Raw genomic sequence first — 22,332 nt, forward strand, 5'->3', positions numbered from 1 at the left:
TTACTGTAGAACGATTATCGTGCCGATTTGTTGTTTTCAGTTTATTCGTGTCATTATTGTTCCAACATCCGGTGATTTAATTTTCTTATTACTCTTGCTACTTCTCAGCTATTTACTTTTGAAAGACATCATTTGATACACGAACTTTAAGCGGTGTATATTCTTCTGTTAGATCCCAAATCATAGAAGGCACTTCATGCCAAGAGCTGGACTCACGTACAACAATATGACTTGAGGATTCTCTCAAAATTGTTTTTTGGTCAACTGTTGTAGTCTTCTCTTGGTGTGAAGCCGCTACTACTGCGGTAGTTTGTTTTTTCACTTGCGTGCTTTCTTCCAGCACAGCAAGTGTCTCTTCATGTTCAAAGGCACTGGCAGTAAAGGGCTGATTTTCGATCACATGGTCATTTTCAACAACTGGCTCATATTCGTTAAAAACGCTTGTGACTGTCCACTCGAGCTGACATTTCTGATTCGTCAAGCTCGGTCGAATATCTTTGACCATTATATCCTTCAGGTCTGATTCTTTTGGTAAATCGACATGTAATGGCACGGCATACTCAAAATAACCTGTATCTCCTTGGACATCTAGGGCATCAATTGAAATTAAATCCTCATCGCCTGTAAAAGCTTGCATATTTTGAAAATCGAAGCGTACATGTGCGGTGATATGATATATGCCTATTAGTCGAAGTGAATCCTCTAACTGCATTGCTTGCCACTGTGGCTTAATTTGCACTGCCGCTATTTCTGTTGGGCAACCGTACCCAGGAAAACAAAATGTTTCGCTCATGTTCCATGTTTTGTGTTCGATAATAATCCCTCCCTTTGCATCATATGTCTTATAAGGGGATAGTATGCTAGAAAGCTTCCTATTGAACAGTATAAAAAAGAGGCAATTAGTATAAATATGGCATGCTAGAACATTACTTCTAGCATGCCATTTTTATGAATGTACTAACATCCGTTAAACATGTACTAATTTAATTTTATTCGCTACACGATCTGTTAATATTTGTGTTGCCTTTGGTACAATCGGCTTGAAAATCGGGTTTAAAACAGGGCCAGCTAACCCACCAGCAATCACTTCTAAGAAGCCTGTCATTTTTGTATTTTCAGCATCGATGCTTTCTGCAAGGAAATAGCCATTTCCTGTAAAATTATCAGAAAGACCTTTTAGTTCAAATGTTACTTTAGATGGGGCTACCCACTCCAAAATAATAATTTCTACTTCTACTGTTTTTTTCAGAACTCCAACATTTCCTTTAAAAGTCCATGTTGAATGTTTGTCATCAATCATTTCATGTGCGTTATAACCTGGGACAAGCTTTGCCCATTTCTCCATATCACTGACGAAATCCCATACATGTTCAATTCCTACGGGTACTTCGACTGTATGTGTGCCTGTTGCCATATTAATTCACTACTTTCTTTTATGAATAGCTATATTATAAACGATATCGTCCACATTTTGGCTATGCTGAAAGATATAATTTTGACAAAAGCAGGTCCTTCATCCAGTATAGATGATTGTCCCTGGTAGTTAATATATGCTATATTTTCTCTTTTGTTCTTTTATTGCTCAAGTACTACAATGACTTCTAACTTATATAAAAAGGGCATGCTAGATTTTTTCTAGCATGCCCTATAAAACTTTACTTAGCCAATTGAGCAAACACTTTATGGAATGCAGCTACTGTTTTAGCAATATGTTCTTCCGTATGAGCTGTCGAAATAAATAACCCTTCAAACTGAGATGGTGGTAGGAAAATTCCTTCCTCAGCCATCAATCGGAAGTATTCAGCAAATAAAGCTAAATCCGATGATTTTGCAGTTGCAAAATCAATTACCTCTTCATTCGTAAAGAAGAAGCCAATCATTGAACCCGCACGATTAACAGTGTGAGGAATATTGTATTTCGTCGCCGCTTCGCGGAAACCAGCCTCTAACTGATCGCCTAGTTGTTTAAAGTGTTCATAAGTACTGCGATCTAAACGTGATAACGTTTCATAGCCTGCTGTCATAGCTAATGGATTTCCTGAAAGTGTACCTGCTTGATAAATTGGACCAGCTGGTGCTACTTGCTCCATAATTTTTTTTGTACCGGCAAAGGCTCCTACAGGAAGGCCGCCGCCAATTACTTTCCCTAACGTCGTTATATCAGGTGTAACTCCAAAATAACCTTGTGCACAACCATAATCGACACGGAAGCCCGTCATAACCTCATCAAAGATTAATAACGAACCATGTGTAGATGTTAATTCGCGTAAACCTTCTAAGAAACCTGATTGTGGTGGTACAACACCCATATTCCCTGCAACTGGCTCTACAATAACTGCTGCTAACTCGGCACCAAATTTTTCAAAAACAGCTTTAGCGCCTTCTAAATCATTATAGGCTACCGTTAACGTATTACGAGCAACATCTGCTGGTACTCCAGGGCTATCAGGAAGACCTAATGTGGCAACTCCAGATCCTGCTTTAATTAATAATGAGTCACCATGACCATGATACGATCCTTCAAATTTTAAAATCTTATCACGACCTGTAACACCACGTGCTACACGTAATGCAGACATCGTAGCTTCTGTCCCTGAAGAAACAAAGCGAATCATTTCCATGCCTGGTAATCGATCTAATACTAATTGAGCTAATCGATTTTCTGTATAGGTTGGTGCACCAAAGGAAGAGCCTTTTGCCGCAGTTTCAGCAATTGCTTTGACAACCTCTGGATGAGTGTGTCCTAAAATGAGTGGTCCCCAAGATAATACATAATCGATATATTCATTACCATCAATATCTTTAATAATAGCCCCATGGCCAGATTCCATAAAAATAGGGTCCATATTTACTGATTTGAATGCACGTACAGGGCTGTTAACACCTCCTGGCATTAACTGAACAGCTTCAGCATAGGCTTGTTTTGATTTTTCGTAAGAGCGTGTCATTTATTTCTCCTCCAACCAACGTGCAACATCTTTTGCATGATACGTAATAATTAAATCAGAGCCTGCACGTTTCATACCTAATAATGTTTCAAGCACAACTTTTTTCTCTTCAATCCAACCATTAATAGCAGCTGCTTTAATCATCGCATACTCACCTGAAACATTATACGCTACTAGTGGTAATGGATAATTATTTTTCATATCTCGGATAATATCTAAATAACTTAGGGCAGGCTTAACAATTAAGAAATCCGCCCCCTCTTCAATATCAGATTCTGCCTCACGGAATGCCTCTAATCGATTTGATGGGTCCATTTGATATGATTTACGATCACCAAATTGTGGTGCACCATCCGCCGCGTCACGGAATGGGCCATAGTAACTTGACGCATATTTCACCGCGTATGACATGATTGGAATATGTTCAAAGCCGGCTTCATCAAGCCCAGCACGAATCGCCGCAACAAAACCATCCATCATATTAGACGGAGCAATTATATCTGCGCCTGCCTTTACTTGTGATACTGCAGTGCGAGCTAAAACATCTAATGAAGGGTCATTTAAAATTTGATCGCCTTCAATTAGGCCGCAATGACCGTGATCCGTAAACTCACATAAGCATGTATCCGCAATGACCAAAAGCTCAGGGTGACGCGTTTTAATTAAGCGAGTCGCTTCTTGGACAATACCATGATCATGGAATGCACCAGTTCCAACAGCATCTTTTTCAGCTGGTAAACCAAATAAAATGACAGCTGGGATTCCTAATGCAACAACCTCATCAATTTCTGCTTCTAGTTTATCTAATGAAAATTGAAAAACACCAGGCATAGACTGTACTTCATTTTTAATATTTTCGCCCTCTATTACAAAAATAGGATAAATCAGGTCCTCTTTATGTAAGTATGTTTCTTTTACCATTGATCGCATCGTTGCATTGGCACGCAAACGACGATGTCTTTGAAATTGTAGTTTTGTCATGATTTGTCCCCTACTTTCATTAATTCTTCGATGACTGCTTGCATTGTATATACACTCGGCATAATATCCACAGTTGCACCGTATTGTTCAAGAGCTGCTTCCGTAATATGACCGATGGCTGCAACCCTTGTAGCCTGCCATCCAACATGTACCGCTACACTTTTTGCATATACATCTACAGCTGAAGGACTAGCAAAAATCACTGTGACGTCCTCATTGTGCTGAATGCAATTAATAATAGCTAACGTTTGATCTTGTCGTTCTATCGTTTCATAAACTGTCCATTCTTTTAAATTAAAGGGCAGTCCATCCTTCAACGTACTTTTCGCCTTTTCTCCACGAATAAACAGACAACTTGGATGGTCACCAGCTATATTTGGAAATTCCTTGACGAAAATATCAGCACTAAATACGGAAGGCATAAAGCTCACTTGAAATCCTAGATTTTCTAACGCTGTAGTTGTTTTAGTGCCAATGGAAGCAATTTTTGCGCGAAAATTTTTGGCACTTATTTGATGCCGTCCCATTTTATTAGCAAAGGCATCAACAGCATTTTGACTCGTAAAGATAACCCAGTCAAATTGAAGCGCACTATTCATTAGTTTTGCATCATTGTTGTCCATACGTTCGCATGTTTCAATTAATGGGGCAATAACTGCATGGCCACCTAAAGCTGCAATATCATCTACAATAGCTGTTGTTTTAGATGTACCTGTTAAAAGTACCGTTTTACCTCTTAAAGGTAAATCATTTTGCATCTTGCTCTGCCTTCACACGTTGAATTAAATCGAAGGCTCCTTGCTTCGTTAAAATAGTAGCCAGCTCTTCCCCTATTTTTTGTGCGTCCGAACCAACTACTGTTTCTTTATATACAACTGATGCATCAGGTGCAGCAACAAGGCCTGTTAAAGTAATTTCTTCCCCATTTGATGTGGCATAGCCAGCGATTGGTACTTGGCACCCGCCATCCATAGCCGCCAAGAATGCTCGTTCTGCATGTGCCTCTTGCCATGTTAATTGGTCTGTTAATTTAGCTAACTCGTCTAGTAGCTCGGTATCATCTTCACGGCATTCAATACCAAGAGAACCTTGTGCTACGGCTGGCAGGCAATCCTCCACTGATAAAAATTCAGTGACAACATCTTCACTCCAACCAAGTCGTTTTAAACCGGCTGCTGCTAAAATAATCGCGTCATATTCTTCGGTCTCAAGCTTAGCTAAACGTGTATCAACGTTCCCTCTAATCCATTTAATTTCAAGGTCAGGACGTACTGTTAGTAGCTGCGCACTACGACGTAAAGAACTTGTCCCGACTACAGCTCCTGCAGGTAGTTCAGAAAATTTAACATGTCCCTTCGAAATAAATGCGTCACGTGCATCTTCACGTGGAGGAATACAGCCAATTACTAAACCTTCCGGCAATACAGCAGGCATATCTTTCATAGAATGGACAGCAAAATCAATCTCTTTTTCGTAAAGGGCTTGTTCAATTTCTTTAACGAACAATCCTTTTCCGCCTACCTTTGAAAGCTGTACATCTAAAATCTGATCACCTTTTGTCACAATTTCTTTTACTTCAAATTCAAATGGAGCACCAGCAGCCTTTAATTCATTAATGAACCAATTTGTTTGCGTTAGTGCTAGCTTACTTCTCCTAGAACCTACAATAATTTTTCTCAACAGTCTCCAACCTTTCCTCTAATACCATAAATGGAATCGCGATAAACTACTTCCTAAGAAGAAATTCACAACAACTAATAGATAGGCATAAATATGTACCCATGCATAAGTTGTACCTGTCAGCTTGCTTTTGCGATTCACATATAAGATAAAGCAATACAAAATTAAAATAATGAAGGACCCTATGATTTTTGCATCGAAAATCGAAAGACTTTCTAATGTTAATAATGCCCATTCAAACCCTAATATTAAACTTATAAATAGCATTGGGATCCCAATAAAGAATGATACATTCATCCAGTTGCTCGTTTGCTGTAAAGATGGCAGTCTTGTCCATAGATGCGACCACTTTTTCTTCTTCAATAAACGATATAAAACTAGATATAATATGGCAAACACAAATGTTAAAGTGAATGCTGCATATGACAAAATTGCAAATGATATATGAATAAAAAGCATTTCCGAAATTAAAGTATCTCCGACAGTCCCAGTAGGACGTTTAGGCATAAACGTAAATATACTAGCGAACAAAAATCCTAATATATTTATAATAAATACCGGCAAGTCTACTCTTGCAATACAGTGCAGGATAATGGATAACGTCACAAGTAACCAGGAATAAAAGAGGATCCCCTCAGACAAAGATAAGATCGGAAAGCGTTTTGTTTCCACAAACGTTAAAATAATAATGGCACCTTGAATCATCCATACAAATGAAACAAGCCAGAAAGCAATGCGCCTTGCTCGTACTTGCTTATAAAAATAATCAGTAAAGTAAAAAACTAGACTGATTGCATACAAGACGATCATCACCTCATAAAGCCTTGTCATGGTCAAATCCGCCAATAGACATCCCTTCTTTGTAGTGAAATTGTAATGCTGAAATAAGAAAACAAAAAACGTTTTCGTATCCTAAGTTTACCATACAGATACGAAAACGCCTCATGTAATATCAGTAGAGAATCCAATTGCATAAAACCACTTCGTACAGCTTCAGTGTACAAAACGCAATAGATAATTTAGAAAGAATACTTTGGTTCAGCAGAAGTTTGAGTTGCCTGTGCGCGTTCTTTACGCTCAAGCTCTTGCTTCGTCATCTCTTGAACTTCAGCTTCCACAGCTTCTTCTATACCAAAAATTTGTTGGAATAAACGTAACTGTTCATTTGCTTTTGGAGAATTGGCCATTTCTTTAGCCTGTAAGATTGGCTCTTTTAATAATTGATTAATAATTGATTTTGTATGTTTACTTAAAATTTTACGTTCACGTTCCGTTAAATCTGGCATTTTGTTCTCGATACTAGTCATCGTCTCTTCTTGAATACGATTTGCTTTTTTACGTAATGCAGAAATCACAGGTACGACACCAAGTGTTGACACCCAGTCTTTAAATTGAATCACTTCATGCCCAATCATATCCGTAATATCAGCAGCAGCACGTTCGCGCTCAGCTAAATTGGCTTCGACAATTCCTTGTAAATCATCAATATCATACAAGAACACATTTGGTAAATCGCCAACACGTGGATCGATATCACGAGGAACAGCTATATCTACCATAAATAACGGTTTTCCTTTACGCAAACGTTCGACAAATTGCATGAGCTCATAATCAATGACATAATCTGTTGCACCAGTCGATGTAATTAAAATATCTGCTTCTAATAAGGAACATTGTAATTCCTTCATAGATTTAGCTTGACCATGGAATTTTGCGGCTAAGCTTTCCGCTTTTTCAAACGTACGATTAATCACGGTTACTTTTCCTACTCCACTGCCGTAGAGATTTTCAATCGCAAGCTCCCCCATTTTCCCTGCGCCTAGAATAGCTACATGCTTACGTTGTAAAGAGCCAAAAATTTTCTTTGCTAATTCTACTGCTGCATAAGAAACGGATACCGCATTCTCGCCGATAGCTGTCTCATTATGTGCTCGCTTTGCAAATGTTACCGCTTGTTTAAATAGTTGATTGTAAACCGTTCCTGTCGTGCCAATCTCTTGTCCACTTAAAAAGCTTTTTTTTACTTGCCCTAAAATTTGTGTTTCACCTAGAACCATTGAATCGATCCCAGCTGTCACTTTAAATAAATGTTCGACTGCCTCATCCTCTTCACGAATTGTTAAATACGAAGAAAATGTCTCCACAGGCAAGTCAAACCAATCTGCTAAAAATTGTTTCACAAAATGACGTCCAGTATGCAATTGATCCACAACAGCATAAATTTCTGTACGATTACATGTCGAAACAATAACGTTTTCTAATATACTTTTCTGCTTTTGCAGCGCTTCCATTGCCTGAGGTAGTTCACTCTCAATGAATGATAACTTCTCTCTTATTTCAACAGGCGCTGTTTTATAATTCAAGCCTACTACGATGGTATGCATGAATAACACCTCACACGTTCTAATTCACAAATCTCATTATAGCACAGTTCGACAATAGTTCATCTATAATTTGTGAACATGTCATGAAGAACTGCATTCCGTTACCTACATTAGAATTATTATAAACTAAGTGTAACAAATTATACGTTTTGTTTCAAATTAAAAAACTGCCCCTAGATGGCGGCAGTTTTTTCCATTAATTTGTGATGGAAACAGTTTTCATTGAAATAATATTTCCATCTTTATCGTATGCGATTAAGTCAATCTCATTGCTAACTTTAAAGTCCTGCATAGTTTGTACTGTTTTCGTTAACATAAACACATGATCACTACGTTTTAGCAACTCGAATTGTACATCTCCACTAATTGATTTGTAACGTACATTAATCTTCGCAACGTTTGGACAATTACCATCAATACGAGCGCTCATTGTGAGATAGCCTTTTCGTAATGACACATTGGCTTCTTCAAATAAATCATCAGGATTGATACAGCTTGATGCTGGAGTTTTACATAAAATAGCATCAATCAACTTTTGGAACACCTGATGCAATTGTAAATTATCAAGCGCATGATAATAAGCTCCGCCTGTTTCTGTAGACAGTTGCATTAACGTAGCATCATTTATTTGTGATTTCTTGCCCATACTCACGGTATATATTTTTACACCTTGCTTTTTCGCATCATTAATAGCTTTTATCATTTTTGATTTGCTTGTTTTCCCATCAGATACAACCACAATAGCCTTAGCTGTTTTTGTATCGTTTGAGAATTTCGTTAATGCAATATCAATACCTGCAAAAATATCTGTAGCACCTTTATCTTTAGATGCTTTATAGAGGTCCTTCTTCAATACCGCATCTGTTGTACCCTCACCAAGAATTGTTGCCTTTGTGTTGGTTTCGATAACAATGTTATTTTTCGCCTTCAATTGATTGATGAATTCAATCATTTTCTTACCACGATAATTCGTTGGATCAACAGCCTTCATAGAAGAAGAATAATCCACTACATAAGCCATTTCTGTTGCTAATGAGCATGAATTTTTACTGAAGTTCGGATTAGTGAAAATATCTTTGGTCACTGTTTTATCTTTTAAACCCTTCAAAATCGTTGCATAGCGAGGGTCTATTGGATTGACAAGGGTTGCTTCTACTTTGGATTTCCCATAAATAATGGAATCAAAGTATGCAACAGCCGTACCTGGACTACCTGTATTGTTTAATGGATCTGAAGTATTCGTAATAAATGAAGCTGTTTTTTCTACTCCATCAAACTTAATTTTCACAGTTCCTTGATAATCCGTAACAGGTTCTCCACCAGGACGAACTAAAGTCACCATGACTTTTGTATATCGATCCTTGCCAGATGGTCTAGAAGCAGCATCTGCACTTTCTTTCAATGCCTCTACTCGTTTTTTATAGGCCTCTACTTGTCCTAGTAGCTTCCCGCCTTGATATTTTAATAGTACCGTACGATCATAGTTACTTAAGTTTGTAAAGATAGAATAAATTTTCATGACACTATCGTAATGTTCTAGTGTCAATTTTTTTTCTTCTGGCATATGGTTCATAAGCTGGATGATGGCTCCAACTGGGTTAATGTTCTCTACCTGAGAGGCGATAGCATCATCAATACCTTGAACACGATAAATCGGACGACCATCTTCAGAAATCATATACATAATTTCTGTTTTAGCTGGGGATGTTACAGAGTTATCCAAACGACGATTTAAAAGTTCCTCAAATAGATAAACAGAAATATTGTAGTTTTCAAATTGTAAAATAGCATTTTCATAGCCTAGGGCTGGATATCTAGAATCTGAGCCTCCGTAACGTAAATAGACATTTTGTACATTACCTAAAGCGTCTGTTACATTAGTTTGCTGCCCAATACTAAATAGCTTTTTATCCCCATCATACTTCAATGGAACTGGTGCGTACACATCAATTAAGTTTTGTGTGAAGAACTCTGGCAATTTCTCATATGGGACATATGGTGGTGTCACATTGCCATTATCATCATCTGTATTTGTAGGATCATATACTTGGTAATCAATACGCAATTCTGGTTGTGGTGAATAACGCACCTCTGCTTTTAATTTTTGCCCAACAAGACACTTCATTGCTGGATCAGTGTTATTAACTAATTCAAAGGAAATAATGTCACGAGCAGATTTCATTAATTTTGGTGCTACAACAATAGCTGACACAGTTGAACCATCAGATTGGACAGTTCTAACTGCTTCACCGGAAGTATCGATAATCGTACCGTAATTTGAAGTCACACGGAATGTATAGGATTTATCATCCGCAATAGGATCACCATTACAAGCCTTTAACGATACCGTCACAAGTGTTGAATCCACTTCATTCGCAATTAAATCAGGTTTTTCCACCACAATACTTTGCAATGCATTATTTACATACTCGGGTCCAGTAAAATCATTGGAATTATCCTTTGGTTCTTCAAAATCAGCACTATTGGAGCCCATAAACCCTGGTGGTAACGTAATGCTATCATTATCACGGCCAGCCGCACTACGTGTTAATCCTTGTACTGCAAAGTTACCATTTTGAACTGCTCTGTATAAGAATGTTGCGACATCACCACGCGTTAATTTTGTTGATGGATTAAAGCTTGCAAATGTCTTTTTGCCTGAACTACTTGTAGATAAATTATTTGAATATAAATATTGAACTGCCTGTGGTTCATCTAAATCCACACCTTTAAAAGCAGCATATATTCGTGCAAATTGACCCCGAGTAATCGCTTTTGATCGATTAGCATTTACGTGCGTTCCATTAAACGGTAAATAAAAGTCACTATAAAAGTTATAAGCCACACTATCGATATAAGATAATGCGTAGTTGCGGTCTAGCTTAGCAAACATAAGGACAAGCTCTCGATCTGTCACTTGCTCATTTGGTAAAAAGTTATTGGCATTGTTCAAAGACATCAATTCATTGTCAACAGCCCAAGAAATGGCTTTATAGTTGCTACTATTTGTCGGAACATCTCTAATTGTTGTTGCTGCTTGTGTAACAACAGGTGTTGCTGTCATCAAGAGAAGCATGAAGCACAGCATAGTAAGCCATGCTTTTTTTATATATGTCATGGTAGTTCAGCCCTTTCTTTAGTTAAAGAACAATATGTCATCACGATAGTTTTGTTTTAAGTCGTCCTCCAAATATTTCAGGAATCGTTCTAGGACAACGGAAGCTTCTGCACGAGATAGCGGCTTATTTGGATTAAAACGTCCAGCAGAATCGCCAATCATCAATCCAAGCTCATTGGCGATATAGATACCATCTCTTGCATAGTTCGGAATTTGATTGTCATCAGTAAATTTCGTTAAATAGCCAGGATTCGGCGCTCTATTTTCTAGTCCTAAGGCACGAACAAAGATAGTAGCAGCCTGTGCTCTTGTGATAGCACCATCAGGCATGAAATAATCGGCAGAAACCCCTTTAATGATTCCTTTATTTAAGGCTGATTCAATATAGGAATAGTCTTTAGTCGATCTTTTTAAATCCTTAAAGACACTTGCAGTAGGAGCCTTTCTTGATTTCTTCTCTTCAAACACGCGTAAGTCAACTGCTTTACCAATAGCTGTAGTAAAATCAATACGTTTCATTGGCGTTTTAGGTGAGAAGAAATTGCTTGAATCCGAATAAATACCTAGAGAATAAAGTTTTTCAATTGCTTCTTTCGCATAATGGTTTGTTAAATCCCGGAATTTAGGAATAATAAGGCGTTCAATAGTTGGCATATATTCTGTATCTAAATCTAGTGTGCCTTTTTGTCCTGAAGCTAAATTATAAGTGTATTCCGATATAACATCCTTTTCACTGACAACAGCATATCCACCTTCGAAGCTGCCTAAAGTACCTAGATTCTCCTCGTAATTCAAGACACGTGATTTACTTGTAGATACACGATTTTTCACATGGCTTGTCTTACCATCACTAAATGTATAAACAGACTCTGAAATTTGTGTTTCAGTTGCACCCCAAAAGTTTTCATAGCCTGCATGTCTGCTATCAGTTTCAATTGTAATCGTGTTTTTAACCGCATTTTTCCCTTTGCCAGTTTCATAAGCATAGGTCTTTCTCGAAATTACATTTCCCGAGTAATAATCAGAAGCTGCGCGATTATCTGTAACAGTTCCTTGGGAAAATTGATAATCGACTAAAGAATAAGTAATCGATCCGATAGTAATTTTTTCAGTATATTTCTTAACCTCTCCATTAGAAGTTTTCTGACCAATACTTGCATAATCCACAACATCTGACTCATAGGCAATGTTTCTTGTTAATGTAGCGCCATTGTTGCCAGTTAACTTCATACTATACGTTTCAGTTAGTTTGCCCTTGGATTCTTTTTGTGAAATTTTAATATCTTTGCTTGTTCCTTTAAAAATAACAGGTGACCCTGAAAGAAATATCGCTTCCTCATATGTATATTCATTTTTCACGGCACCCGTTGTTTCTAATGAAGCAGCAGAAGCACTGAATGGCGTAATCGAATTAATGACAAAAATAGCCAGAACGACTAACACTAATTTTGACCAATGTTTTTGCATGCGTTTATCCTCTCTTTCACTGTACATAAAGTGAATCATGATGCTAGCTTTAAACTCTAAAACAAAAATCTGCTTATCCTTCGAAAGTATTGACAATTTTAGCCTATAAGCCTAAGCGAAGAATTCTTTTTAATCAGGAATACATCGCCTTTTTTGCTAATACTGTTCGCATTAGACTCGCAGATTTTTTAATTTGTTATTTACATTAATCTACTAAAATAAAATGTCCCTTCACAAAGCGATCCGATAATACAACTAAACGATCCGATGGCTGTAAATCAGAGGCCTGAATCACTTTGCCTGCTTTTATCAGTGTCGCTTGATCAATATTCATATTAATCATCTCACCTGCTTCATACCAACGGCCATTTTGCCATTGACTAACACTCTTAACGTTAATGACAGCAGGGTACGTTGATTTCACAGATTGCAACTTCCCTGTAAGCATTAATGGTGCAACAGGCTTCGCATTATCTAAAATGTGAAGTGCTTGTACATGGCCATCCTTCACATAGAAGTAACCATAACGGCCCTCGGATAAATAAAGTTCAATATCAGGCATAACACTATAGGTTCTATTTCCGTCATCAACTTTTGCCTTTGTTGAATTACTTACAGAAAGTACAGTACGATCCGTTTTCTTGAAAACATTGGATTCAATTTTCATAGCATCATCAATTTCAATCAGATATCCATCAGCTTGAGATAATCGTCCATAATATAATTCATGACCAGCTAAGTTTGGTGACATAAAGCTATCACTCGTCACTTGCACTACCTGTGCATAATGATCACGGGCAGCACCATCTGCAATCACAAATGCAGTACCATAAGCCATAAGCCCCGTTGGTTCAATTAAACGTCCATTACGAATTAAAATAGTTCCGTTATGGAAATACATTGAACCCGCTGTTTTAAGCTTTAACAGTTTGTAATCTGTATCCACAGATAGCATTGGTTCATAATAAGTGCGTTCATTGTTTTTTAATACTACAATTTTCTCTATAACTTCTTTTCCAAATTGTTTTACAGTCGCGTAGTATGCTTCACTACCAATATAATTTTTAAGTTGACCCTTCTCTACTTTAGTATTTCCAACATATATTGGCACCTTGGAAGTAAAAGGCATCGTTGAAAGGTCTGTAGTAATTTTAGAGCCAAACTGCCAGTTAACAAAAGCATGTTGATTTTTGACAGTTAATTTATTGGCATTAGGGTTTACCGCTTGTATTTCGCCTTTATATAGGTTTTCTACTAGAGTACCCGTTTCACTTATCGCTATTTTAGTAACGATAGAAGTATTTTTATTCTTCAAGCTCAATTTAATTCGATCTCCAACATACAGTGCACTGATATCTGTTGCTGATGAGCTTTTTTGATAAACGGTTTCTTTATTTATATAATAGATAGATTCTGCACCAACATCTGGTTTTACCATAATAAATAATCCATTAGGATCAATACTCGTTACAACACCAGCAATTGTTGTACTGTTGCCTCCAGTCGATGGAACATTCGTTTCTGTTGGTAAATTTGATTTCCCTCGTAGTTCCACCACACTTCTTAAAGAAATGTCAGCTTCCACTTCCATACCCAGTTTAAAACCTTCTATAGTTGTGGACGTATTATTAATAAATAATCGAGTGTTCTTATTGATATTGTAGGTTACAGTACGCCCTCGATCATTTTGCAATGTCACTTTACTAAGCTGCTTTTCAATCGTGCCATCTGGTTTTGTATATTCTGAATATGTTACATCGACAAAGGTACCAGTCACTAGTTGGGCTGCCTTAGCTGTTTGGTTAAAGGAAAAAACTAGAACCATTAGTAACATAATCGATAGTATGTATGAATACTTTTTCAAAACTGCTGCCTCCTTGCTAAAATTTAGTCATGAATAGTATATCGTATTATTGGTAGTTTTTCTCATTCATAAAGTTACAATTTCTATCGCTACCCGTTAATTTTTAAAAGTAGAGGTAGCTTTCAATTAAAGCTACCTTTCCTGCTCAGACCTGAACATCAATTGTATGTCCAGCTGTCGGATGTGGAGCATCTAACATTTCAACTAATTGTTCTGTGTTTTGCTGTTGCATCTCCATCGCTTGTTTTGTTACAGCTAAAGATACATTTTGCATAAGTGTTGCTTGATTCATTGCCATCGATAAAGCTGCTATATCCATACAGTCCACCTCCTATCTACCTTATCGGTCAAATATTTAATTTCTCAAGTATATTCTCCAACTTTCTCTCCATACCTTATACAAAAATAAAAAGCATCTACAGTCCTAATCAATAGAACCAATAGATGCTTTTTTTTACATTCTATTTTCGATAGTTCGCCAAGCCTCTTCAAAACCAAGGCCTGATTCTGAAGAAAAGACAATAAGTGGATCATTTTTTTCCATCTCCAATGTCTCTTTGACAATTTTTTTATGCTTATCCCATTTACCTTTTGGAATTTTATCTGCCTTTGTTGCAATCACAATGCAAGGAATATTATAATGCTTTAAAAAATCATACATCATGCGATCATCTGCCGTTGGAGGATGACGCAAATCAACAATTTGTACAACTGCTTTTAATTCTTGGCGCCCTGTAAAGTAACGCTCAATCATTTTTCCCCACGCTTCACGCTCTGATTTCGAAACCTTAGCATAACCATAACCTGGAACGTCTACAAAAAATAATTGTTCTTCGATTTTATAGAAGTTAAGTGTTTGTGTCTTACCTGGTTTTGACGAAATACGCGCTAAAGCTTTACGTCCGATCATTCGATTAATGAAGGAAGATTTCCCTACATTTGAACGACCAGCTAATGCAAATTCTGGCAGTCCATCTTCTGGATATTGGTCTGGTCTTACCGCACTAATGACCATTTCGACATTATGGACTTTCATTTTTCTAAATACCTCCGTCCAGTGCATAGGCTAATACTTCATCTGCCGATGACACTAGTTTAAATGTAAGTTGCTCACGGACACTGTCAGGAATATCTTCTATATCGCGTTCATTATCCTTTGGACAAATAATAGTCGTTAATCCTGCACGATGAGCACTTAATGTTTTTTCTTTCAAACCACCTATAGGTAGTACTCGACCACGTAATGTGATCTCGCCTGTCATCCCTACTTCCCTGCGAATCGGTCGGTTAAGAATTGCAGAGACAATGGCTGTTGCCATTGTAATACCTGCAGATGGTCCATCTTTAGGGACAGCACCTTCTGGAACATGAATATGAATATCATGTGTATCAAAGTATTCTGGATCTACTTGAAGCTGCTCCATTTTTGTTCGAACATAGGATAAAGCAGTTTGAGCTGATTCCTTCATGACATCTCCCAGCTTACCTGTTAGTTGCAATTTGCCTTTTCCAGGGGTTAAGGATACTTCAATTTGTAACGTGTCGCCACCAACTGTTGTGTAAGCAAGACCAGTTGCAACCCCTACTTGATTTTCCTTTTCAGCCTGTCCATAACGGAAACGGTGTTTACCAAGCAATTCTTGTAAGGATTTTGAGCTAACCGTCACTCGTTTTTTCTCACCAGAGACAATTATTTTGGCAATTTTACGACATAGCGTAGCAATTTGACGTTCTAAACCACGTACCCCAGCCTCACGTGTATAATAACGTATTATATCAATTACTGCTTCATCTTTAATAACAACTTGTGTCTTTTTCAAACCGTGTTCTTTCAATTGCTTAGGAATTAAATGATTATTTGTAATTTGCGCTTTTTCAATTTCTGTATAGCCCGCTATAGAAATTACTTCCATACGATCTAACAATGGCCCTGGAATACTACTTAAATCATTGGCAGTGGCAATAAATAGGACATTAGATAAATCATATGTTTCCTCGATATAGTGATCACTAAATGTATTGTTTTGCGCAGGGTCTAAAACTTCTAGCATTGCTGCTGCAGGATCTCCTCTGAAGTCATTAGACATTTTATCAATTTCATCTAATAAAAATACCGGGTTAATGGTACCAGCCTTTTTCATTCCTTGGATAATACGACCTGGCATAGCGCCGACATACGTACGACGGTGCCCACGAATTTCAGATTCATCACGAACCCCACCTAATGAAATACGAATAAATTTACGATCTAAGCTTTCCGCGATGGAGCGAGCTAATGAAGTTTTCCCCACCCCTGGTGGTCCCGCTAAGCAAAGTATTGGGCCACGAAGTGAATTTTTCAACTGACGTACAGCTAAATATTCAAGAACCCTTTCTTTAACTTTTTCTAAGCCAGCATGATCACGATTCAAAATGTTCTCAGCATGATCGATACTCATACGATCCTCAGTTGCATTTGTCCAAGGTAATGAAATGAGCCAATCGATGTAATTTCGGATAACGCCACTCTCGGCACTAGCACTTGGAATTTTTTCATATCTATCTAATTCTTTTAGTGCCACTTCTTTTGTCGACTCTGGCATCCCAGACTCATCAATGGATTTTCGTAATTCGGCTACTTCACCCGTTTTTCCTTCACGATCGCCAAGCTCTGTTTGGATAGCCTTCATCTGTTCACGTAAATAGTATTCTTTTTGCGTGCGCTCCATCGATTGCTTTACTTTTGAATTAATCTTCTTTTCCAGATCGAGTACTTCTTGCTCATCATGCAAACGAATAATTAAGTGATCTAGTCGTTTTTTTACATTTAGCATTTCCAATACTTCTTGCTTATCTGCAATTTTAAAAGGCAAATGTGATGCAATAATATCTGCTAAACGTCCAGGTTCCTCAATATCTGCAACAGTGTTGATGGTTTCGGCTGTTATTTTATTAGATGATTTGGCATATTTTTCAAAATACGTTAAGAGTGTACGCATTAAAGCTTGCGTTTCCACATCCTTATCCAACAAATCCTCTTTTACATCAATATCAACCAATGTATAATTTTCTAGCGCATGATAGTTTTTCCAAGAAGCACGCGCAACTCCTTCAACTAAAATTCGCAACGTACCATTTGGTAATTTTAACATTTGTTTGACATAAGCCATTGTACCAATCGCATATAAATCTTGTTCTTCTGGCTGTTCATCGTGCATTTCCTTTTGTGTTACCAATAAAATCATCTGGTCCTCTAACATTGCCTGTTCTAGCGCCGCTACAGAACGATTTCTACCCACATCAATATGTAACACCATCGATGGGAATACTAAAAGTCCACGTAAAGGTAATAATGGTACATTTGTTGTTTTTTGTATAGTTACCATGCGGGTATTCACCTCCGTCAAAATTTTCATGTTCAATTCCCGCGCTACTAGTATGTGTTTAAAAAACTGATTCACACTAGTTATTGAAACGAGCCAAAAATTTCTACAAGTCAGTTGGCCAATATGTAAGAATGAATAAAAAGCTGACTGTCGATATGTGCGAACATTGCACAATCGAAGTCAGCTAATTACTCTTTATCTCATAACGGTAGACAGCCAATTCTATACGCTATGCTGAAGTTTTTGTGTCGCTACCTTCATCGAGTTCAGTGCCATCTTCAAGAAGCAATTTCGGTTTTTCTTTATCCGTAATTGTTTTTGCAGTAATGATACATTTTTTTACGTCTTCACGTGAAGGCAGTTCGTACATTACATCAAGCATCGTTGACTCAATTATTGAACGAAGACCACGTGCACCTGTTTTACGCTCGATTGCTTCCTTCGCAATTTCCGCAAGCGCACCTTCATCAAACTCAAGCTCAACACCGTCTAGTTCAAGCATTTTCTGATATTGCTTAGCTAGTGCATTTTTAGGCTCCGTCAAAATTTGTACAAGTGCAGCTTCATTTAATTGCTCTAGGCTAGCTAGTACTGGTAATCGACCAATGAACTCTGGTATTAGACCAAATTTCAGTAAATCCTCAGGAATCAGCTTAGACATGATAGAACCTTCATCTACGTCCACTATATTCGGATCTGATCCAAATCCAATTATTTTTTCACCTTGGCGACGTTTAATGATGGATTCAATACCATCGAATGCTCCACCTACAATGAATAGAATATTGGTTGTATCGATTTGTAAAAACTCTTGATGAGGATGTTTTCGGCCACCTTGTGGTGGAACACTTGCAACAGTTCCTTCTAAAATTTTAAGAAGTGCTTGTTGAACACCTTCGCCAGAAACATCACGTGTAATGGATGGGTTTTCTGACTTACGTGCAACTTTATCAATTTCATCAATATAGATAATACCTTTTTCAGCGCGTTCGATATCATAATCTGCTGATTGGATTAGCTTTAATAAAATATTTTCAACGTCCTCACCAACATATCCTGCTTCAGTTAATGAAGTAGCATCCGCGATGGCGAATGGAACATTTAATATACGTGCTAACGTTTGAGCTAATAAAGTTTTACCGCTACCAGTTGGGCCGATTAACACAATGTTCGATTTTGCCAATTCTACATCATCAATTTTACTGTTTGTATTGATGCGTTTATAGTGATTATAAACCGCAACTGCTAATGCTTTTTTAGCACGCTCTTGTCCAATTACATACTCATCTAAAATCGTTAGAATCTCTTTTGGTTTTGGAATATCTTGAAATTCGATTTCCTCTTCTACACCTAGTTCCTCAACAACGATTTCTGAACAAAGCTCAATACACTCATCACAAATATACACACCAGGACCTGCTACTAATTTACGTACTTGTTCTTGTGGTTTTCCACAGAATGAGCATTTTAAATTGCCTTTTTCATCATTAAATTTGAACAATATGTTTCACCCCTATTCAAGCAACAATCTTACAAGATTATTGAACCTTTATCAAATAAATTGTCTGCATCATTTACGCCTTCGCATTCATGCAAGTAGATTATAACGTCATGTTGTTTACTTCCTTCGCCGTCTGCAGCATATTTTTCAGGAACCCATTTGCGTAACCTTTCGTTACCTAAGGTCTCGGTTCTTCACTACTGACACATAAGATTCAAGCTGTCATCAACTACTGATTTCTCGATCAGCTACATAGCTTTTTATTTATAAATCTACTACATTCATCTACAAAGGCTTTGTTCATTCGAAGATATGTTGATTGTTAATGTCCTTATGATCTTACAGAATGAAGTTAAATGAGCATCGTGTAAAAATAAAAACAATACTATGTATGTGAAGTGTAAAGTGAGTCGTACTAAACTTTAAGGGGACTGATTTTTAGTTGATGTGATAAAACAAGGCACGGTTTAATGCCGTACCTTGTTTTTTTTAGCTATCTAATTACATAAAATCTTATTCAGTAATTTTAGCGTTTTCTACTAAAAACTCAACTGTTTTTTGGATTTTGATGTCGTTTTCAAGTACTGCCGTACCACCTAAAGCACCTGTGATTTGCTCTTTAGTCATGTTGAATTGAGCAGCCATTTTTTCTAATTCTGCTTCAATATCAGCTTCAGTTGCTTCAATTTTTTCAGCTTCAGCAATCGCTTCTAGTGTTAAAGATACACGTACACGGCTTTCTGCTTCTTCTTTCATTTGACCACGTAAATCTTCTTCTGATTGACCAGAGAATTGGTAGTATAAATCTAAGTTCATACCTTGTGTTTGTAGACGTTGGCCAAACTCTTGTAACATACGATCAGTTTCAGAGTTAATCATACCTGCTGGTACTTCAAACTCAGCATTTTCAGAAGCTTTTTCTACTAGCTCATCACGAAGAGCTGCATCAGATTCAGCTACCTTTTGTGCTGCAGTTTGTTCTTTAATTTTAGCGCGTAAAGCTTCTACGCTTTCCACTTCTGAATCTAATTCTTTTGCGAATTCATCATTTAATTCAGGAAGAACTTTTGTTTTAACTTCTTTCACTGTTACTTTGAAAGTAGCTTCTTTACCTGCTAATTCAGCCGCATGGTATTCTTCTGGGAATGTAACAACTACATCTTTAGATTCGCCAGCTTTCACACCAGTTAATTGCTCTTCAAAACCAGGAATGAAAGAACCTGAACCGATTTCTAGTGGGTAGTCTTCACCTTTACCACCTTCAAAAGCTTCGTCACCTACGAAACCTTCGAAATCAATTACTGCTGTATCGCCTTCAACGATTGCTTCATCTTCTTTAATTTCTAGTTCAGCTTTACGAGCTAATTGCTCTTGAATTTGAGCATCTACTTCTTCATCAGTTACTTCAACTGGAAGCTTAGCTACTTCTAGACCTTTGTAGTCACCTAGTTTTGGTTCTGGTTTAACTGTTACTTGTGCAGTGAATGAGAAATCTTGACCATGTACAAAGTTTTCTGTACCTGCGATTTCTGGGTAATCAACTGGCATAATTCCAGCTTCATCGATTGCCTTTGCATAAGAATCAGGAACGATAATTTCTAATGCATCTTGGTATAAAGATTCGATACCAAAACGTTGTTCGAACATTTTACGAGGCATTTTACCTTTACGGAAACCTGGTACATTAATTTGTTTTACAACTTTTTTGAACGCTTGGTCCATTGCTGCATCTACTTCTGCAGCTGGTACTTCAATTGTAAGAGTACCGATATTACCTTCTTGTTTTTCCCATTTTGCTGACATGTATAAATACCTCCAAATAAATAATCAAGTTTAGGATGTTAGACAATTCATTCGTAACTACGATTTTGACAACCATTTTAGTATAACATAGATGTGTATAGTTTCAACTTTTTTCATGCCTAATGTAGTTCTGTTAGCTTTTCTAACATTTGTAAAAAGTCTACGATGTCATCATCCATTTCTTTCACATTTCCTAGCATTGATGATACAAAATCTATATAACTATAGGCTACATCCTCTGCCACAAAAGGATGCCATTCAAAGGGAAATGTGACAATAGCATGTTTCGCCATTAAATATTGTACCATTTCTAACGTCGTTGGGTCTTGTGCCAACTTATCTTCAATTATATTTTTTATTTCACCATATTGTGGTAATTGATTAGGTAACGATAGTTGTGCTGGGTTTATCGTTTTTGAATGCCCTAATTTCGAAACCATAATATCCATTGAAACTTCCTGTTCAACTAATAAGATTAAAGCCAAGCTCTGGACAAAAGGATGAACGGTCGAACTTTCAATAATTTCTTGCAATGCCGTTTTTAATTGCCTTACATTGGTATCCATCAGACGATGTAATTTTATAGATTGCTCATTGGCTGTTAGTGCACTGAATTTTTCTAGTTCATATTCCTGCTCCTCAATAAACTGTTGCACATTTTCTTTTTTTTCAAGATTTTTAGATACTTCTCTATTAAGGTTTTTTAATCGTTCAAATTTCTCCACTTGATCACTTGGCAGTACGCTTTCCTCAAGGAGGGTTGTGATTAACGTCTCTACTTGATGGTATTCCTTCAGCTGCATACAAATTGTAATGTACAATTCCATGACTTCCACATACATGGTTGTCCCCATGGCAAAAAGCTGTTCACAAACACCTTTCGCTTTGTCATAATCCTTTAACTCGTATAGAGCAAAGGCATAAGCACTAAGTGCAAATTCATCACCCGTTTCATATATAAAGGCCTTTTCAAAACTTGCAATAGCTTTCTCATATTGATAATTTTCTGCAAACATATGCCCTTCACGTATTAATGTTTGGACAGCTCCTGGAAAAACAACAATATTGTCATGTTTAATGACATGACGCTTACGTTTTGTCATTCCCCTCACCTCCTCCGTTCTATTTTTCTTTTCAATTATTTACTAAAAATATCCACAAGTTTCTTATTTTTTACAAAAATAATTGTTTTTACATTCATATTTTGTAATAAAATGTATT

General features: G+C 37.2%; 17 protein-coding genes. All 17 read right to left on the reverse strand.

From position 1 onward, the window contains the following. Positions 1-112 precede the first annotated feature (112 nt). Complete coding sequence (locus tag A2J09_RS12225) at positions 113-739, reverse strand: valyl-tRNA synthetase (protein ID WP_231112964.1); 627 nt, start codon at positions 737-739, stop codon at positions 113-115. A gap of 228 nt (positions 740-967) precedes the next feature. Then, complete coding sequence (locus tag A2J09_RS12230) at positions 968-1,414, reverse strand: SRPBCC family protein (protein WP_012295478.1); 447 nt, start codon at positions 1,412-1,414, stop codon at positions 968-970. Positions 1,415-1,655: 241 nt separating this feature from the next. Beyond that, the gene (gene hemL / locus A2J09_RS12235) at positions 1,656-2,948 is read right to left on the reverse strand and encodes a glutamate-1-semialdehyde 2,1-aminomutase (protein WP_012295479.1); all 1,293 of its coding nucleotides are present in this window, start codon (positions 2,946-2,948) and stop codon (positions 1,656-1,658) included. Then, positions 2,949-3,929, reverse strand: coding sequence for a porphobilinogen synthase (hemB, locus tag A2J09_RS12240; protein WP_012295480.1), 981 nt, complete (start codon positions 3,927-3,929; stop codon positions 2,949-2,951). Continuing rightward, complete coding sequence (locus tag A2J09_RS12245) at positions 3,926-4,687, reverse strand: uroporphyrinogen-III synthase (protein ID WP_012295481.1); 762 nt, start codon at positions 4,685-4,687, stop codon at positions 3,926-3,928. Before A2J09_RS12245 ends, hemB begins: the two co-directional genes overlap by 4 nt. Further along, entirely contained in the window at positions 4,677-5,609 is a 933-nt protein-coding gene (hemC, locus tag A2J09_RS12250) for a hydroxymethylbilane synthase (protein ID WP_012295482.1), read from the reverse strand. Before hemC ends, A2J09_RS12245 begins: the two co-directional genes overlap by 11 nt. A gap of 18 nt (positions 5,610-5,627) precedes the next feature. Beyond that, a complete protein-coding gene (locus A2J09_RS12255) occupies positions 5,628-6,455 on the reverse strand; it encodes a cytochrome C assembly family protein (RefSeq protein WP_031419310.1) in 828 nt (275 codons plus the stop codon). 173 nt (positions 6,456-6,628) lie between these two features. Next, on the reverse strand, positions 6,629-7,993 hold the full coding sequence (gene hemA / locus A2J09_RS12260; protein ID WP_012295484.1) for a glutamyl-tRNA reductase: 1,365 nt from the start codon (positions 7,991-7,993) through the stop codon (positions 6,629-6,631). Between the two features lie 196 nt (positions 7,994-8,189). Beyond that, the gene (locus A2J09_RS12265; protein ID WP_012295485.1) at positions 8,190-11,111 is read right to left on the reverse strand and encodes an S-layer homology domain-containing protein; all 2,922 of its coding nucleotides are present in this window, start codon (positions 11,109-11,111) and stop codon (positions 8,190-8,192) included. A gap of 18 nt (positions 11,112-11,129) precedes the next feature. Further along, on the reverse strand, positions 11,130-12,578 hold the full coding sequence (locus tag A2J09_RS12270; protein ID WP_031419312.1) for an S-layer homology domain-containing protein: 1,449 nt from the start codon (positions 12,576-12,578) through the stop codon (positions 11,130-11,132). A gap of 205 nt (positions 12,579-12,783) precedes the next feature. Continuing rightward, the gene (locus A2J09_RS12275; RefSeq protein ID WP_036162259.1) at positions 12,784-14,442 is read right to left on the reverse strand and encodes a hypothetical protein; all 1,659 of its coding nucleotides are present in this window, start codon (positions 14,440-14,442) and stop codon (positions 12,784-12,786) included. Between the two features lie 145 nt (positions 14,443-14,587). Further along, positions 14,588-14,761 carry a YjfB family protein gene (locus tag A2J09_RS23060; protein WP_012295488.1) on the reverse strand — a complete coding sequence of 58 codons (174 nt, stop codon included), beginning with the start codon at positions 14,759-14,761 and terminating at the stop codon, positions 14,588-14,590. Between the two features lie 135 nt (positions 14,762-14,896). Continuing rightward, the gene (gene yihA, locus A2J09_RS12280) at positions 14,897-15,478 is read right to left on the reverse strand and encodes a ribosome biogenesis GTP-binding protein YihA/YsxC (RefSeq protein ID WP_031419314.1); all 582 of its coding nucleotides are present in this window, start codon (positions 15,476-15,478) and stop codon (positions 14,897-14,899) included. 4 nt (positions 15,479-15,482) lie between these two features. Next, positions 15,483-17,807 (reverse strand): endopeptidase La, encoded by a 2,325-nt coding sequence (gene lon / locus A2J09_RS12285; RefSeq protein WP_031419316.1) that lies wholly within the window; start codon positions 17,805-17,807, stop codon positions 15,483-15,485. 229 nt (positions 17,808-18,036) lie between these two features. Then, complete coding sequence (gene clpX / locus A2J09_RS12290; RefSeq protein WP_008180649.1) at positions 18,037-19,308, reverse strand: ATP-dependent protease ATP-binding subunit ClpX; 1,272 nt, start codon at positions 19,306-19,308, stop codon at positions 18,037-18,039. A 513-nt stretch (positions 19,309-19,821) separates the two neighbouring features. Beyond that, the gene (gene tig / locus A2J09_RS12295; protein WP_012295491.1) at positions 19,822-21,111 is read right to left on the reverse strand and encodes a trigger factor; all 1,290 of its coding nucleotides are present in this window, start codon (positions 21,109-21,111) and stop codon (positions 19,822-19,824) included. A 119-nt stretch (positions 21,112-21,230) separates the two neighbouring features. Continuing rightward, on the reverse strand, positions 21,231-22,214 hold the full coding sequence (locus tag A2J09_RS12300; protein ID WP_012295492.1) for a DUF3196 family protein: 984 nt from the start codon (positions 22,212-22,214) through the stop codon (positions 21,231-21,233). Positions 22,215-22,332 lie beyond the last annotated feature (118 nt).

It is taken from the genome of Lysinibacillus sphaericus, from assembly GCF_001629735.1.
Taxonomy (GTDB): Bacteria; Bacillota; Bacilli; order Bacillales_A; family Planococcaceae; genus Lysinibacillus; species Lysinibacillus pinottii.

What these genes read in the sequence shown, in the direction of transcription:
- tig (WP_012295491.1), bottom strand. Translation starts at nt 21,111, where the DNA reads ATGTCAGCAAAATGGGAAAAACAAGAAGGTAATATCGGTACTCTTACA.
- A2J09_RS12300 (WP_012295492.1), bottom strand. Translation starts at nt 22,214, where the DNA reads ATGACAAAACGTAAGCGTCATGTCATTAAACATGACAATATTGTTGTT.
- A2J09_RS12270 (WP_031419312.1), bottom strand. Translation starts at nt 12,578, where the DNA reads ATGCAAAAACATTGGTCAAAATTAGTGTTAGTCGTTCTGGCTATTTTT.
- yihA (WP_031419314.1), bottom strand. Translation starts at nt 15,478, where the DNA reads ATGAAAGTCCATAATGTCGAAATGGTCATTAGTGCGGTAAGACCAGAC.
- A2J09_RS12230 (WP_012295478.1), bottom strand. Translation starts at nt 1,414, where the DNA reads ATGGCAACAGGCACACATACAGTCGAAGTACCCGTAGGAATTGAACAT.
- hemL (WP_012295479.1), bottom strand. Translation starts at nt 2,948, where the DNA reads ATGACACGCTCTTACGAAAAATCAAAACAAGCCTATGCTGAAGCTGTT.
- A2J09_RS23060 (WP_012295488.1), bottom strand. Translation starts at nt 14,761, where the DNA reads ATGGATATAGCAGCTTTATCGATGGCAATGAATCAAGCAACACTTATG.
- hemA (WP_012295484.1), bottom strand. Translation starts at nt 7,993, where the DNA reads ATGCATACCATCGTAGTAGGCTTGAATTATAAAACAGCGCCTGTTGAA.
- A2J09_RS12265 (WP_012295485.1), bottom strand. Translation starts at nt 11,111, where the DNA reads ATGACATATATAAAAAAAGCATGGCTTACTATGCTGTGCTTCATGCTT.
- hemB (WP_012295480.1), bottom strand. Translation starts at nt 3,929, where the DNA reads ATGACAAAACTACAATTTCAAAGACATCGTCGTTTGCGTGCCAATGCA.
- A2J09_RS12245 (WP_012295481.1), bottom strand. Translation starts at nt 4,687, where the DNA reads ATGCAAAATGATTTACCTTTAAGAGGTAAAACGGTACTTTTAACAGGT.
- lon (WP_031419316.1), bottom strand. Translation starts at nt 17,807, where the DNA reads ATGGTAACTATACAAAAAACAACAAATGTACCATTATTACCTTTACGT.